Genomic DNA, 15,475 nt, shown 5'->3' on the forward strand with positions numbered 1-15,475 from the left:
CGCGATGTACCTTAAGAAAATCTCGGGGCCAAGGGCTATCAACCTGCCGGACGGCACGATCATGACACAGGCGGATTTGCCGCCCAAAGACACGCGCCGTTGGGTCGCGTCGCGCAAGGCGGCCGTGGTCAAGGGCGTGATGCACGGGCTGATCACGCAGGAAGAAGCGCTGGAGCGGTACGGCCTTAGCGCCGATGAATTCAAGGAATGGGTCTGGGCCGTGTCCCAGCACGGGGAAGAAGCGCTGAAAGCGACAGCAGTTCAGAAGTTCAGGTAGCTTGCCACGAAAAGAACAACTTTGAGTTGTTGAAAAAATTGTCCGGGTGGGTAATCCTCCGTTAACCATTTGGGGGCAAGTTAACCTGGTAATCAGAACCTGATGGAGATGTCGGTTATGCGTGTACTGCTCGTCGAAGACGATCCCACTACCTCGAAAAGCATCGAATTGATGCTGACCCATGCGAATTTGAATGTTTATACCACCGATCTGGGTGAGGAAGGGATCGATCTAGCGAAGCTGTACGATTACGACCTGATCCTTCTGGACCTTGGCCTGCCCGACATGAACGGGCACGAGGTCCTGCGCCAGCTGCGTCTGGCCCGGATCGACACGCCGATCCTGATCCTGTCTGGTGCGGACGACACGGAAAACAAGATCAAGGGCTTCGGCTTTGGCGCCGACGACTACATGACCAAACCCTTCCACCGCGAAGAACTGGTTGCTCGTATCCACGCGATCATCCGCCGCTCCAAGGGTCATTCCCAGTCGATCATCAAAACTGGCAAGATCTCGGTCAATCTGGACGCCAAAACGGTGGACGTTGGCGGCAAGGCCGTGCATCTGACCGGCAAGGAATACCAGATGCTGGAACTGCTCAGCCTGCGGAAGGGCACGACCCTGACCAAGGAAATGTTCCTGAACCATCTCTATGGCGGCATGGACGAACCGGAACTGAAGATCATCGACGTCTTCATCTGTAAGTTGCGCAAGAAACTGTCCACCGCAACGGGCGGCGACAACCACATCGAAACGGTCTGGGGCCGTGGCTACGTGCTGCGCGATCCGCATCCGGATGAAATGGACGATCAGCGCATCGCCATCAGCGCCTAAGCTGCGCAGAACGGTCTAAGCGACGGCAGGGAACACAGAAGGCTGGACCCTCCCGCCGCTGCCGCCTATCTCTTTCTCATCGCAGGGTGAACTGCAGGGACAGGGGGCGCAGGTGACCGAAAAAGCCGTCGACACACTGACAAAGGCAGAGGCTCAGGAAGAACTGGCCCGCCTTGCTGATTACCTGTCGCGTGCCAATACGGCCTATCACGCAGAGGACGCGCCCGAGATTTCGGACGCGGACTACGACGCCGCCAAACAGCGCAACGCCGCGATAGAGGCGCAGTTCCCCGACCTCAAACGCGCTGATTCCCCGTCCGATCAGGTCGGCGCCGCCCCGGCAGAGGGGTTCAGCAAGATCACCCATGTGGTGCGCATGATGTCATTGGCCAACGCCTTTGACGACGAAGACATCACCGAATTCGACGACCGCGTCCGATCCTACCTGAACCTAGGCCCCGACGCCCCGCTGGCCTTCACGGCAGAGCCCAAGATCGACGGGCTAAGTCTCTCCCTGCGGTATGAGGGCGGCAAACTGGTCAGCGCAGCCACCCGTGGCGATGGTGCAGTGGGCGAAAACGTCACGGCCAACGCCTTGACAATAGACGATATTCCCGAGACTTTGACCGACGCGCCCGACGTGCTGGAGGTCCGCGGAGAGGTCTATATGTCCCACGAAGACTTCGCCGCCCTGAACGCCCGCCAGACCGAACGCGGCGGCAAGACCTTTGCAAACCCGCGCAACGCCGCGGCCGGATCCCTGCGCCAGCTGGATGCGGAAATCACCCGATCCCGCCCGCTGCGCTTTTTCGCCTATGCCTGGGGTGATCTGTCTGCCCCCTTGGCCGACACCCAATACGACGCCATCCAACGCCTTCAATCGCTTGGGTTTCAGACCAACCCATTGACGCGCCTGTGTAAATCTCCGGCAGAAATGCTGGACCACTACCGCAGGATCGAGGCGCAGCGCGCCACGCTTGGCTATGACATCGACGGCGTGGTCTACAAGGTGAACGATCTTGCGCTGCAACAGCGCCTCGGCAGCCGGTCCACCACCCCGCGATGGGCGCTGGCACATAAGTTTCCCGCCGAACTGGCCTGGACTCATCTGGAAGCCATCGACATTCAGGTGGGCCGCACCGGCGCGCTAAGCCCCGTCGCGCGCCTGACGCCCGTGACGGTCGGCGGCGTGGTCGTATCGAACGCCACGCTGCACAACGAAGATTACATCGCGGGCCGTGACAGCCGTGGCGAAGACATCCGTGGCGGCAAAGACATCCGCATCGGCGATTGGGTGCAGGTTTACCGGGCTGGGGACGTGATCCCCAAGGTCGCCGACGTGGACCTGACCAAGCGGCTCGATGATGCGCAACCCTATGAATTCCCGACAGAATGCCCCGAATGCGGCAGCCCCGCGATCCGCGAACCCGGCGATTCCGTCCGCCGCTGCACAGGCGGCGTCATCTGTCCCGCGCAGGCGGTTGAACGGCTGAAACACTTTGTCTCTCGCGCCGCGTTTGACATCGACGGGCTTGGCGCGAAACAGGTCGAAACTTTCTATAACGACGGCTGGATCAAGGAGCCGGCCGATATATTCACGCTGCGCGACCGCTACGGCTCTGGCCTGCAGACGCTGAAAAATCGTGAAGGCTGGGGCGAAAAAAGCGCCACGAAACTGTTCGAAGCTATTGAGGATAAACGCATAATTCCTCTGGCCCGACTGTTGTTCGCGCTTGGCATCCGCCACGTCGGCGAAAGCTCCTCCGCCTTGATCGCGGCGCATTACGGCACATGGGACGCGCTGGAACAGGGGCTGGTCGACGCGGCGGAACCGGGGCCAGCGCGCGAGGATTTGACCGGCATCGACGGCGTCGGAGAGGTCATGGCCACATCGCTGACGGCCGCGTTTTCAAACCCCGCGGAACGTGCCTCAATCGACCGGTTGATCGCGCATCTGACCGTTCAAGACGCGCAGCAGATCGCCGTCACGGACAGCCCCGTTGCAGGAAAAATCGTCGTCTTTACAGGCACTTTAGAGAAAATGACCCGCGCCGAAGCCAAAGCGCAGGCCGAACGGCTTGGGGCCAAGGTTTCAGGCTCAGTCTCGGCCAAAACCGATTTGTTGGTCGCCGGGCCGGGGGCAGGGTCGAAGGCCAAGAAAGCTGCCGAATTGGGGATTGAGACCTTGGACGAGGACGGCTGGATCGCCCTCATCGGCGCGTAACATGGCGCAACGGCCCGAGATCCTGTTTCCGCTTTTCGCCGATGTGCAGACCTTGCCGGGCGTTGGGCCGAAAACCGCGAAACACCTTGAACAGATTGGGGTTTTCGCGCCACGTGACCTATTGTTTCAACTGCCGCACGGGGTCATCGACCGCCGCCGCCGGGATACGATCAAGGGCGCGCCGATCCCCGGTATCGTCACGGTCGAGGTGACGGTGACCGCCCATCGTCCCGCCGCGCGCCGGGGCGGGGCGTATCGCGTGCTGGTCGAAGACACGGCCGAGGATTTCCCGATCGTCTTCTTCCATGCCCGCGGTGATTACGTGAAAAAGCTGATGCCCGTCGGCTCTAGAAGGATCGTTTCGGGAAAGCTGGAGACCTTCGATGGCGTCGCACAGATGGTCCATCCTGACCACGTTTTGCCATTGGACGAAGCCGGTGACCTGCCGGAGTTTGAGCCGGTTTACCCGTTAACTCATGGGGTTACGCAGCGGGCGATGGGTAAGGCCGCGGCGGCAGCGTTGGATCGTGCACCTGATCTGCCACAATGGATCGACCCGGAGTTGGTGGCGCAACGCGGTTGGCCCCGCTGGCGCGAGGCCTTGGCAGAGGCGCATTCTCCAAATGACGAAACGGATGTTCTGAATGCCGCGCGAACGCGTCTGGCCTATGATGAGCTTTTTGCGCATCAGATGACGCTGGCCCTGGCGCGGGCGCGCACGCGCAAGGCCAAGGGGCGGCGCACCACGGGCACTGGCCAACTGCGCGATAAGGTGTTGAAAAGTCTGCCATATCAGCCGACCGGGGCGCAGAATCGCGCGGTGGCAGAGATTGCGGCCGATATGGCGGGTGAAACCCGCATGTCGCGGCTGCTGCAAGGTGACGTGGGCGCGGGCAAGACGCTGGTCGCGGTCCTTGCACTGCTGATCGCGGTCGAGGCCGGAGGGCAGGGCGTCATGATGGCCCCAACCGAAATTCTGGCGCGCCAACACCTTGAAAGCATTCAACCTTTGGCCGAAGCCGCTGGCGTGCGTGTCGAAATCCTGACAGGCCGGGACCGTGGCGCAGACCGCGCGGCCAAGCTGGCTGACCTCGCCTCGGGCCGCATTAACGTGCTTTTAGGCACCCACGCGGTATTCCAAGACGACGTGATATTCCACGACCTGCGGCTGGCGATCGTGGATGAACAGCACCGCTTTGGCGTGCGGCAACGGCTGTTGCTGGGCAAAAAGGGCGCGCAGGCCGATGTGCTGGTGATGACCGCGACGCCGATCCCGCGGTCTTTGGCCTTGGCGCAATACGGCGACATGGATGTGTCGGTGCTGGATGAAAAACCGCCGGGCCGAAAGCCGATCAAGACGGCGATGGTATCGTCTGCCCGCATGGAGGAGGTGGTGGACCACCTGCGTCGCGCCGTGGCCGAAGGGCGGCAGGCCTATTGGGTTTGTCCCTTGGTTGAAGAAAGCGAAGCGGTGGACCTGACCGCCGCCGAGGAACGGTTCAAACGCCTGCGCGCGGCGCTTGGCGATGATGTCGTGGCGCTGGTACACGGCCAGATGCCCCCATCCGACAAAGACGCAGCCATGGCGGAATTTGTCGCGGGCCGCAAACAGGTGCTGGTCGCCACCACGGTGATCGAGGTTGGGGTGAACGTGCCTAACGCCTCGATAATGGTGATCGAACAGGCGGAAACCTTTGGGTTGGCGCAATTGCACCAGCTGCGCGGTCGCGTGGGGCGGGGCGATCAGCAGGCGACCTGTCTGCTGATGTATCGCCCCGGGCTGTCGGAAACGGCCAACAAACGGCTGACCCTGATGCGCGAAACCGAGGATGGGTTCAAAATCGCGGAAACGGATCTGGAGATGCGGGGCGCGGGCGACATGATCGGCACGGCGCAATCGGGGCTGCCCCGGTTCCGGGTGGCGGACCTGGAACGGGATCAGGGGCTGATGGCCATCGCGCAATCCGACGCCCGAACGCTGCTGAGTCGCGATCCAACGCTGGAATCGGACCGTGGACGGGCCGCGCGGACCCTGTTGTGGCTGATGGGGCAGGACGAAGCTATTCGTCTGATTTCAGTAGGTTAGCACTTTTGTTCTCAAATGTTCTTAAAAAGTTCTTTACAGGCTCGTGAGGGTATGAGAACAAAGGGGCAACAAAGTTAACCCAGACAGGAACATCACAATGATCCGCCAGATTGTCACTCTCGCCCGCCGGTCCCGCGCCACGCTGATCGAAGATCTGGCCGGTGCTGCCGCCCTGGTCATCCTGCTGCTGGGGGCGCTGCATCTTCCCGGTCTGGCCTAAGGCCACATCACGAATTCCACTATTCTGCCCTGCAATTTAGCGTCCGGCCTGTCCCGCATCCCCGTGCGGTAGCTGCGACTGCCTGTCCTATTCACCGGGTTGCCTCATCCCCGGTCTGACAGGCCGGTGTCCCACGCAAGATTGCTCACCTTCCGCCGCCATCCCCCCAAGGATGTGCGGCGGTTCTTTTTTCAGAACGTATAGGCCAGACGCATGCCGCCCCAGTGCCGCCCCTGAACAATAATCGGGGCCGAGACGTCTTTCATCAGAACGAACGATCCGCCCCCCATGTCGCGGCGATAGACCTGCAACAGGAAGGGGGCCGTATTGCGCCCGGCCTTCAACCCGACGCGGTCGTTAAAGATGCGGCGGTTGCGGCAATTCGCGGTGTTCCAGACCGGATCATCCGACTGGGGATGAGAGAATTTGCGGTTGTGCGTCGGCAGATATCCGTTGCGGTCCACCGCGGCGCAAAAGGCGACACGGCGATCCAGATCCAGCACCGGTTCCTGAATGGCGGGCAGTACCATGTCAGTCAGGCGCGTAAACCGCGTCGTCACCTGCGTTGGATTGGTATTCACGACAGTCCGGTAATTGCTGTCGAACAGGTCTGCCAAGCTTATCCGTTTGTCCTGCAACGCTTTTTCGAACATGTCAGAGACTTGTTTTGCACGATCCTGCACCGCCTCGATAAACAACGCGTCGCCGTGATTGCCGCCAAGGGACACCGAATCCTGCACCATTTTTTCGGAGGTATCGACCAGTTTCGACACCCGGCTGTGCGCCTCTAGGACGCCGGTCACGCCGTCTTTGACCGATGCATCCAGCGCCGCGATATTGGGCAGGAAATCCTTCAGCGCCGCGTCAGCCTGTGCCGCGTCGTGGCTGATCATTCCGGTGCGCTGGTGGCTGGCCTGCATATCCGCCAGCGCCGTGTCCAGCGCGTCACGGCTGCGTCCGCTGATGTCCTGCATCTGGCCCGCCCGCGCGTTCATCGTGCCGGATTCCTGCTGCAGCGTCGAAATCCAGTCGATCAGTGCGGTGATATTGTCGGAAATGTCTTCAGCCGCCTTGCCGGTCCGATGCGACAGTTCGTTAATCGCGTCGGCCACGACAGCGAACCCTTTGCCGGTATCGCCCGCGCGCACTGCTTCGATCTTGGCATTGATCGCCAGCATGTTCACCTGCTGGGCGATATCGGCGATCTGGTTGTTTGATGTCTGGACCGCGTCCAGCGTGCCCTGAACCGCATGAGAGCGTTCGTCGATCGAATTGATCCAGCCGATCATCGCGCCGGTCTGTTCGCCCGCATCCAACATTAACCCATTGGCATGTTGCAGTTTTTCCAGCGTGGAGGAGATCTTTTCGGACATCGACGCCAGCGTTTCCATGGAGCTGGCATTCATCTGCACGACTTGCCCAGCCCCTTCACGCAGCTGACGCAGGGCGCGCATCTGGTCGCCTGTCTGCGCTTCTAGCTGGTCGAGGAACCCGGCCACGTCGACGATTTCGCCACCAAGGGTCGAGGCATTCTGCGCCACGCGGTTCAGCGCGGCACTGTCATCCGTCAGGCGGGTGCCACGGATCCCGGTTGGTTCGTGATGCATCAAGTCCGTCCTATGTTCGCAGGACCGACATAAACGCAAATAAGAAACAGGAGGTTAAGCGGATTAAGCCGTGCGGCTCTGGTCGATCTGCTCCATCGCCTCGCTCAGCGCCTCGAGCGTCAGCAGGATCGAAGCGTGGCGGTTCTTGTAATCCTTCGCAGGCCGCAGCACCTCTAGCCCGTCAAAGGGGGCAGGCGGCGTGGGCCCATCTTCCTTAAGCATGGCCTTCAGCCCGTCACGTCCCGCGACGATCTGATCTGCTGTCGCGCCGATCACCGCATGACCCACCACAGCGGCGGCTGCTTGGCCCAGGGCACAGGCTTTGACGTCCTGCCCATAGGCGCTGACTTTGCCGTCGTCCATCACCACGTCCACCGTCACGGTCGACCCGCACAAAGGCGCGCGCCGTTTGACGGTCGCCATCGGGTCGTCCAACCGATCCTGATGCGGGATATTCGTGGTCAGCGCCAGAATACGGTCTGAGTACAGTTTGATCAGATCACTCTCGGTGCTCATGCGGTCGTCCCCGGTGGTGCCTAGGCTTTGATGCCGTTACATAGCCCTTAGATAGACCCCGTGACCCGGTTTGGAAAGGATGCGCCCATGCGCTTTGATCCCGCTTCGTTGAAATTTGATGCCCAAGGCCTGATCCCTGCCATCGCGCAGGACGAGGAGGGCGAGGTGCTGATGATGGCCTGGATGAACCGGGAAGCCGTTGAAAAGACGCTAGATACGGGCCGCGTGACCTATTGGAGCCGCTCGCGCCAAAGCTTTTGGATCAAGGGCGAAAGCAGCGGGCATGTGCAGGAACTGATCGACCTGCGGGTTGATTGTGATCGCGACTGCCTGTTGATGATCGTGCGTCAGACGGGGCCTGCGTGCCACACCAACCGCCGCTCGTGTTTCTATACCGCCGTGCGCGACGGGGAAGAGGTCGAGCTGATGGCGCCTATGGCCTGAGCCCAACCATACGGTGTAAGTCTGCGGGATTTAGACCATCTTCCCGATACTTAGCGATGGCGCGGGCATCATCCCGCTTGGCCAGCCGCTTGCCGTTTTCGTCCCGGATCAGGCGATGGTGGTGGTAAATGGGACGCGGCAGGTCCAGCAGGGTCTGTAACACGCAATGGATCTGCGTCGCCTCGAACAGGTCCTGCCCGCGGGTGACATGGGTGATCTTCTGCACCGCGTCATCGACAACGACCGACAGATGGTATGACGTACCCATATCGCGCCGGGCGAGGATGATGTCGCCCGTGGCTTGAACGATCTGATCGGCGGGTATGGAGATGCGGCCCGTTTCGCCGTTGGGGCCCGTGCCGTCCTCCTGAAACCACAGGTCGCCCGTCTTGGCCACAGCGCGCCCCATGTCGAGCCGCAGGACCGCATCGTCGGGCCGCGGCTCATTTGGGCGGGGCCTGCCGACCTCACGGCACGTACCGGGGTAGATCAGGCCATCGGGGCCGAACGCAGGCGCCACGCCCTCCTGAGGCGCGCTGAGCGCCATTTCGATGTCTTTCCGGCGGCAGGTGCAGCGGTAGAGCAGCCCGTCATCCCACAGCCGTTCCAACGCGTCGCGGTATCGCGGCAGGTGGTCGGACTGTCGCAGAACGGGCGTGGGCCAACTCAGCCCCAGCCACGTCAGGTCGTCAAAAATCTGCGCCTCCCACTCAGGGCGGGCACGGGATTGGTCGATGTCTTCGATCCGCAGCAGGAAAGTGCCGTCGTCACCCGCCACCCGCGCGGCTTCCCACGCGGAAAACGCGTGGCCCAAGTGCAGCGGGCCGGTGGGGGACGGGGCAAAGCGGGTTATTCGCGACAAAAGCTATGTCTTTTCATATGGTTTAAGTCTGTTTCAGACTCTATGCGTGAGGTTGGTTGAGTATCTGCATCCGGTGGTGGACGGCGCGTATGATGTCATGGACCGATGGGTGGGTGAAGACGGAATTGATCGGAGCCTTTGCCTGAACTTTGCTGCGACGGCGGGTGAGGCGCCGTGAGTATTTTTGGAAAGATGAAGGGCTGGACGGCGCGCGGGCGGTAGAGCATGGCCCTAAAAAAAAGCCCGCCAAAGCAATGTGCTGACGGGCTTTGCTATTTTCACTTACTGCGTAAGTTGCGTGGGGTTTAGACCGTTTCCGGGGTGGCAGAGGCGCCTGCGAGCCAGTCGACCCACAGTTCTTTCGCGCGGTCGGTATAGCCTTTGTACCGCTCTTTCCGGCCCTTGCGGCCGCCACGGACGCCATCCAAGGGCGGGAAGAGGCCGAAGTTCACGTTCATCGGCTGGAAGGTCTTCGCATCGGCCCCGCCGGTGATGTGGTGGATCAGTGCGCCCATGGCCGTTTCCGGCGGCGGCGGCGGCAGGTCACGGCCAAGGATCTGGTTCGCGGCCATACGGCCCGCCAGCAGCCCCATGGCAGAGCTTTCGACATAGCCTTCGACGCCCGTGATCTGACCGGCAAACCGGATATGCGGGCGCGAGCGCAGGCGCATCTGGTTGTCCAGCAAGGTGGGCGAGTTCAGGAAGGTGTTGCGGTGGATGCCGCCCAGCCGGGCAAAGCGCGCGTTTTCCATGCCGGGGATGCGCTTGAACACCTCGGTCTGCGCGCCGTACTTCATCTTGGTCTGGAAGCCGACGATGTTGTAAAGCGTGCCCAAAGCGTTGTCGCGACGCAGCTGGATTACAGCGTAAGGCTTGTCGTCAGGCTTATGCGCATTGGTCAACCCGATAGGCTTCATCGGGCCAAAGCGCAGCGTCTCGCGACCGCGTTCGGCCATCACCTCGATCGGCAGGCAGCCGTCGAAATAGCCCGCGGTTTCGCCTTCGTGGAATTCGGTCTTCTCGGCGGCCAGCAGCGCGTCGATGAAATCTTCGTACTGCTGCTTGGTCATCGGACAGTTGAGGTAGGCCTTTTGCTCCTCTTCCGTCTCGCCCTTGTCATAGCGCGACTGCGCCCAGATCACGTCCATATCCAGACTGTCGGCATAGACGATCGGCGCAATGGCATCGAAAAACGCCAGCGCGTCCTTACCGGTTTCTTCGGCAATCGCCTGACCCAGCCCGGCAGATGTCAGCGGGCCAGTGGCGAAAATCCAGTGGCCGTCGTCGGGCAGGGCGGTGACCTCGTCATCCACCACGCGGACCAGCGGATGGGCGCGCAGCCGTTCTGTCACTCCGGCCGAAAACGCATCGCGGTCGACCGCCAGCGCACCGCCCGCGGGCAGCGAATGGGTGTCCGCCATTTCCATGATCAGCCCGCCCGCCTGACGCATTTCCCAATGCAACAGGCCAACCGCGTTCTGTTCGTCGTCGTCCGAGCGGAAGGAATTGGAACAGACCATTTCAGCCAGATCGCCGGTCTTATGCGCAAAGGTTTCGACCTTGGGGCGCATTTCATGGATCACGACGGGCACGCCCATCTGGGCGGCCTGCCAGGCAGCTTCGGAACCGGCCATGCCGCCGCCGACGATGTGCAATTCGGGGGTATCAGAGGTCTGGGACATGCGCGCGATGTAGGGGATCTGCTGCGCTTTGGGAAGGGGCGAGACCTGCGATTAGTTCAGCGCATCCATGGGCAGGCCCGACGGCACGCTGTCAGGCGCGCCCAGTTTGCCGGTGATGGCCTGCGGATCGGTCAGCGCGTCGAGAAAGGCCAGCAGGTCATCGATCTGTTGGTCGGTCAAATTCACCGGGGCGATTTCTGTCGCCTCTGCGATGCGCATCACTTCGTCAAAATCGTCCATGGCGCCCCAATCGTCCGCCTGAACTGACACGTCGTGCAGGCGTGCCTGACCCCGGTCGTAGCTGGCCAGTGACCGGATCGGTTGCAGATGGTGCCGGACCATGGAGGCGAGGTCTGAATAAGCGCCGTTGTGACCATAAGGCCCTGTAATCGCGACATTCCGCAGCGATGGGGTGCGAAAGCGATAGCGGTCTTCGGGATCGCCCGTCACCGCGATCCGGCCCTTGTCAGCGTAAGAGCCTTCTTCCTTGCCGGGGCCGAACTGCGGCAGGCCGATGGCATGAAAAGAATGGTCGGTCTGGAACGGGCCTGAGTGGCAGGAGGCGCAGTTGCCCTCGCCGTAGAACACCTCCATCCCCGCCTTCTGCTGGTCGGTCAGGGCAAAGTGATCGCCGCGCAGGTAGTGATCGAAGGGGCTGTTGATAGTCTGAAACTCATAGGTCTGGAATTCGGCAATCGCGCGGGCGACGTCGGTAAAATGCAGCTTGCGGCCGTTCAGATGTTTTTCGAACCGTGCGACATAGTCCGGCACCTCTTCGATGCGTTTGCACAAAAGGTCCCAGACGCCGCCAATGCCGCGAAAGGATTTGTCGCGCGCCGCGACCGAGATGGGGTTTTCTTCGTCCTGTCCCGCCATTTCGTCAAAGCTGGTGGGCGGCATCAGCGCCTGTGCGGCGAGGGGGGATGGCACGGGCCGCTCCAATTCCGCATGGGCGGGCATCTTGACGCCGTACATGGCAGAAGGATCGGTCTGAACGCGGCCGTCGTGGAAAAACACCGTGAATTCATAGGCGCCTAGGTTGAACAACGCGGGCGCGTTGCGGGGGATGCGGTTCTGCGGGGCGTTGGTTGGATCGACGTGCCGGTCAGCACCAAGCGCCACGGCCCCTTCGCCAAGCCCCAGTGACATCCCATCGGCAGAGGCCAAGGAGGGATGGTGGCAGGTTGCGCAGGCGATGTTGCGATTGCCCGACAGGATCGGGTCAAAGAACAGATCACGCCCAAGCAGGACAAGGTCAGGATCAGTGGGCGGGAAGTCCGCGTGGGTCACCGCATTCGGTAAGTCGGCGGCCTGAGAGAGAGAGGCCAGGAGAGACAGCGTGCCGGCGGTGACCCAAAATCGCATATCGGACCTTTTAAAAGGTGCTTAAACTTTACCTTAACCAAGAAACCGACGCAAACATTCGCTTGTCAATTCTGTGGCGCAATTATGGAAACAACCGCGTAACTCTCTGGCAAGCGGGCATTTCCATGGCCTGGCCCGGTTGTATCGCCCGTTATTGCGCCCAATCGGGCGGGCGTTTTTCGATAAAGGCGCGGATTCCTTCTTCGGTATCGCGCAGCATCATGTTCTGAACCATCACGTCGCCGGTATAGGCGTATGCCTCATCCACCGGCATTTCGATCTGGTTGTAGAAGGCTTCCTTGCCGATCTTCACCGCGGCCGAGAGTTTGGAGGCCACGGTCTCTGCCAGCTCCATCGTGGCGTCCTGTAGCTGGTCGTGGGGGACGGCGCGATTGATCAGCCCCAGGTCTATCGCGCGGTCGGTTTCGATGAATTGGCCTGTGGTCAGCATTTCGAACGCTTGCTTGCGCGTGATATTGCGCGACAGGGCGACCATGGGCGTTGAACAGAACAACCCGATGTTCACGCCGTTCACGCCAAACCGCGTGCCCGTCGCCGCGACGGCCATGTCGCAGGTGGCGACCAGCTGGCATCCGGCGGCGGTGGCGATGCCGTGGGGCATGGCGATCACGGGCTGGGGCAGGGTGCGGATGGCGCGCATCACGGCGCTGCACCGTTTGAACAGGTCCGCGAAATAGGCCGCGCCGCCATCTTCGGCCTGACGCCCAGCCTGCATTTCCTTCAGGTCGTGGCCCGCGCAGAAGGCCTTGCCTTCGCCCGACAGGATCACCGCGCCGATGCCATCGTCATCGCGCAGGGTTTCCATCGCCTGACGCAGCTCTTCCAGCATGGCGTCGCTTAGCGCGTTGAGCTTTTCCGGCGTGTTCATGCGCAGGTGCGCCACACGGCCCGTGTCGTGACGTTCCAGAATTGCCATCTTGTACCTCCCCGATCTTTCAAGAACTCTAAGACGGAAGTTAAGAGGAGGAAAGCAGATGCCCGATACGCAGATGCCTGTCATGTCCGCCGAGGATCTTACGGTTTTTCTAGAACGCGAATTTCCGCAGGTTCACAAGGATTTCGCCGTGGAAGAGGTCCGCGATATGGGCATCCGCGTCCGGCTGGTCGTTCAGGACCGCCACCTGCGCCCCGGCGGCACCGTGTCCGGCCCGTCAATGTTCGCGCTGGCGGACGTGGCGGTATATCTGGGCGTGCTGGCGATGATCGGGCCAAAGGGTCTGGCTGTTACCACAAGCTGTTCGCTGGATTTCATGCGCAAACCGGTCGCCAACACCGACCTGATCGCGGAATGTACCCTGTTGAAATTAGGGCGTGTTCTGGCGGTGGGGGATGTGCTGCTGTATTCCGACGGGGATGACAAACCGGTGGCGCGGTCGACGATGACCTATTCGATCCCGCCAGAACGGTGAGGAGATTTGTCGAACGGGTTTGATGCAGAGATCAGGGCCGCGACCGACCCGGGGTGGCGCAATCGCGCCGCCCATGGGGGCGGGTCGGCGCGGCCCGGCGTTGCCGCCGGGCGGGACATAAGATCGAGGAATTTTCCATAATCTCGGCTTTCAAGATTGCCTCTTACGACCTCAGCTCAACCACGATCTGGTCGCCGCGGCGGGCATAGGTCCACATGTTCAGGCTATCCGCCACCGCATTCGACAACAGCGACACCAGCATTTCGACCGATCTTGGATCAGGCTCGGCCCGGACCTCGGCGACCTTCTGGGCGTGGATCATCTTGATCCCCTGATACTCCCCATAGGTGCATGTCAGCGTCGCGGGCGGCGGCGGGCGGTGATAGACGGGCAGGTCGATCATCGCAGGCGTGACAAAGCCGCTGTCAACTTCGGTCGATTTCAGCCCGCAGACGGCACCTTGGACCGGCGCACCGTTCAGCAGGGTGATCACCTCGGCATGGACGTAGTTCTGCACCCGCGCCTGCGCGGCGGGTGAGGGCACCTGTACCGCGAACTGGCTGGCCGGTGGCGTGAAGTAGATCGGGCCGGTATAGCCGCAACCTGCCAACGCCATCAGACCCGCGAAGGTCAGAAGGGGAACGACTTGCATGGTTTGCCTGTGAAGCTCTTATTTTTCAGGCATGTATACAGACGCGTATGGGTAAACCAAGTGACCTTCGGGAAATTTCATGGGATGTTGCATAGGGGCCGCTACGAGCGGGGCAGGTCAGTGGGGTAAAATAATACCTATTTTTCAAGTAACTGATTTTGCTTGGAATATTCGAATGACGCGCGCTTGACTGGCCCGCGCGACACTGTATAACCCGCCCATCAATTCGCCCGGATGGCTGCAAACCGTCCGGGCTGCCATTTTCCAAAGGGCACCCGCTATGAAAACCTTCTCTGCTACTCCGGCAGACATCGACAAGAAATGGATCATCATCGACGCCGAAGGCGTGGTGCTGGGCCGTCTGGCGTCGATCGTTGCCATGCGCCTTCGTGGTAAACACAAGGCCACCTTCACTCCGAACCAGGACATGGGCGACAACGTCATCATCATCAACGCCGAAAAGGTGCAGATGACTGGCAAGAAGCGCACCGACAAGAAATACTACTGGCACACTGGCCACCCGGGCGGCATCAAGAACCGCACCGCGGGCGAGCTGCTGGAAGGCAAGTACCCCGAGCGTGTCGTGACCGCCGCGGTCAAGCGCATGCTGCCGGGCAACCGCCTGTCCCGCAAGCAAATGACCAACCTGCGCGTCTACGCCGGTGCCGAACATCCCCACGAGGCGCAGGCGCCCGAAGTGCTGGATGTTAAATCCCTGAACTCCAAGAACACGCGGAGCTGATAGATGGCTGACCAGATCAATTCGCTCGAAGAGCTCAAAGGCACCGTGACCGAGAATATCGGTGGTGTTGCAGCCGCAGCAGAACCCGAAGCCCCCCGTGAGCCCGTCCGTGACGAGCTGGGCCGTTCTTACGCAACTGGTAAACGGAAAGACGCCGTCGCACGCGTCTGGATCAAGCCGGGTTCCGGCAAGGTCACCGTGAACGGCAAAGAGATGAACAAATACTTTGCTCGTCCCGTTCTGCAGATGATCCTGCGCCAGCCCTTCACCGTTGCCGGTGTTGAAGGCGAATTCGACGTAATGGCAACCGTCACCGGTGGTGGCCTGTCCGGTCAGGCCGGCGCGGTTAAGCACGGCATCTCCAAGGCGCTGCAGCTGTACGATCCGTCGCTGCGTGGCTCGCTGAAGGCCGCTGGCTTCCTGACCCGCGACAGCCGCGTTGTGGAACGTAAGAAATACGGCCGCCGCAAAGCCCGTCGTAGCTTCCAGTTCTCCAAGCGTTAATCGCTACGGATATACGAATTCGAAAGGCCA

General features: G+C 61.3%; 16 protein-coding genes. 9 read left to right on the forward strand and 7 right to left on the reverse strand.

What is annotated here, in order from left to right:
* Positions 1–4: 4 nt before the first annotated feature.
* From sciP to ACI3GR_RS05850, 5 genes are all read left to right on the forward strand, one after another.
* Complete coding sequence (sciP, locus tag ACI3GR_RS05830; RefSeq protein WP_407493139.1) at positions 5–277, forward strand: CtrA inhibitor SciP; 273 nt, start codon at positions 5–7, stop codon at positions 275–277.
* A gap of 117 nt (positions 278–394) precedes the next feature.
* Positions 395–1,111: a response regulator transcription factor CtrA gene (gene ctrA, locus ACI3GR_RS05835; RefSeq protein ID WP_407493140.1), complete on the forward strand. Its 717-nt coding sequence runs from the start codon at positions 395–397 to the stop codon at positions 1,109–1,111.
* Positions 1,112–1,223: 112 nt separating this feature from the next.
* On the forward strand, positions 1,224–3,335 hold the full coding sequence (gene ligA / locus ACI3GR_RS05840; RefSeq protein WP_407493141.1) for an NAD-dependent DNA ligase LigA: 2,112 nt from the start codon (positions 1,224–1,226) through the stop codon (positions 3,333–3,335).
* Between the two features lies 1 nt (position 3,336).
* Complete coding sequence (gene recG / locus ACI3GR_RS05845; protein WP_407493142.1) at positions 3,337–5,421, forward strand: ATP-dependent DNA helicase RecG; 2,085 nt, start codon at positions 3,337–3,339, stop codon at positions 5,419–5,421.
* 97 nt (positions 5,422–5,518) lie between these two features.
* Complete coding sequence (locus ACI3GR_RS05850) at positions 5,519–5,641, forward strand: hypothetical protein (protein ID WP_407493143.1); 123 nt, start codon at positions 5,519–5,521, stop codon at positions 5,639–5,641.
* A 191-nt stretch (positions 5,642–5,832) separates the two neighbouring features.
* Here the strand turns inward: ACI3GR_RS05850 and ACI3GR_RS05855 are convergent, their stop codons facing one another.
* On the reverse strand, positions 5,833–7,248 hold the full coding sequence (locus ACI3GR_RS05855; protein ID WP_407493144.1) for a methyl-accepting chemotaxis protein: 1,416 nt from the start codon (positions 7,246–7,248) through the stop codon (positions 5,833–5,835).
* Positions 7,249–7,311: 63 nt separating this feature from the next.
* Positions 7,312–7,764, reverse strand: coding sequence for an iron-sulfur cluster assembly scaffold protein (locus tag ACI3GR_RS05860; RefSeq protein WP_407493145.1), 453 nt, complete (start codon positions 7,762–7,764; stop codon positions 7,312–7,314).
* An 87-nt stretch (positions 7,765–7,851) separates the two neighbouring features.
* On the opposite strand from ACI3GR_RS05860, the gene hisI reads away from it, so the two are divergent.
* Positions 7,852–8,208, forward strand: coding sequence for a phosphoribosyl-AMP cyclohydrolase (gene hisI, locus ACI3GR_RS05865; RefSeq protein ID WP_407493146.1), 357 nt, complete (start codon positions 7,852–7,854; stop codon positions 8,206–8,208).
* Here the strand turns inward: hisI and gluQRS are convergent.
* The 4 genes from gluQRS to ACI3GR_RS05885 form a co-directional block, all read right to left on the reverse strand.
* Positions 8,198–9,070 carry a tRNA glutamyl-Q(34) synthetase GluQRS gene (gluQRS, locus tag ACI3GR_RS05870; RefSeq protein ID WP_407493147.1) on the reverse strand — a complete coding sequence of 291 codons (873 nt, stop codon included), beginning with the start codon at positions 9,068–9,070 and terminating at the stop codon, positions 8,198–8,200. The two genes, hisI and gluQRS, sit on opposite strands and share 11 nt — an antisense overlap.
* A gap of 305 nt (positions 9,071–9,375) precedes the next feature.
* The gene (gene trmFO, locus ACI3GR_RS05875; protein WP_407493148.1) at positions 9,376–10,752 is read right to left on the reverse strand and encodes a methylenetetrahydrofolate--tRNA-(uracil(54)-C(5))-methyltransferase (FADH(2)-oxidizing) TrmFO; all 1,377 of its coding nucleotides are present in this window, start codon (positions 10,750–10,752) and stop codon (positions 9,376–9,378) included.
* Between the two features lie 51 nt (positions 10,753–10,803).
* A complete protein-coding gene (locus ACI3GR_RS05880) occupies positions 10,804–12,117 on the reverse strand; it encodes a cytochrome-c peroxidase (RefSeq protein ID WP_407493149.1) in 1,314 nt (437 codons plus the stop codon).
* A 151-nt stretch (positions 12,118–12,268) separates the two neighbouring features.
* On the reverse strand, positions 12,269–13,054 hold the full coding sequence (locus tag ACI3GR_RS05885; protein ID WP_407493150.1) for an enoyl-CoA hydratase: 786 nt from the start codon (positions 13,052–13,054) through the stop codon (positions 12,269–12,271).
* A 58-nt stretch (positions 13,055–13,112) separates the two neighbouring features.
* Here ACI3GR_RS05885 and ACI3GR_RS05890 point away from each other — a divergent pair, with 58 nt between their 5' ends.
* Positions 13,113–13,547 carry a PaaI family thioesterase gene (locus tag ACI3GR_RS05890; protein WP_407493151.1) on the forward strand — a complete coding sequence of 145 codons (435 nt, stop codon included), beginning with the start codon at positions 13,113–13,115 and terminating at the stop codon, positions 13,545–13,547.
* A gap of 163 nt (positions 13,548–13,710) precedes the next feature.
* Here the strand turns inward: ACI3GR_RS05890 and ACI3GR_RS05895 are convergent, their stop codons facing one another.
* The gene (locus ACI3GR_RS05895) at positions 13,711–14,199 is read right to left on the reverse strand and encodes an LptM family lipoprotein (RefSeq protein ID WP_407493152.1); all 489 of its coding nucleotides are present in this window, start codon (positions 14,197–14,199) and stop codon (positions 13,711–13,713) included.
* Between the two features lie 280 nt (positions 14,200–14,479).
* On the opposite strand from ACI3GR_RS05895, the gene rplM reads away from it, so the two are divergent.
* Both rplM and rpsI read left to right on the forward strand, forming a co-directional pair.
* Complete coding sequence (gene rplM, locus ACI3GR_RS05900; RefSeq protein ID WP_407493153.1) at positions 14,480–14,941, forward strand: 50S ribosomal protein L13; 462 nt, start codon at positions 14,480–14,482, stop codon at positions 14,939–14,941.
* Between the two features lie 3 nt (positions 14,942–14,944).
* Complete coding sequence (rpsI, locus tag ACI3GR_RS05905) at positions 14,945–15,445, forward strand: 30S ribosomal protein S9 (protein ID WP_407493154.1); 501 nt, start codon at positions 14,945–14,947, stop codon at positions 15,443–15,445.
* Positions 15,446–15,475: the final 30 nt, after the last annotated feature.

The organism is Pseudooceanicola aestuariicola (genome assembly GCF_045763785.1).
GTDB lineage: Bacteria > Pseudomonadota > Alphaproteobacteria > Rhodobacterales > Rhodobacteraceae > Pseudooceanicola.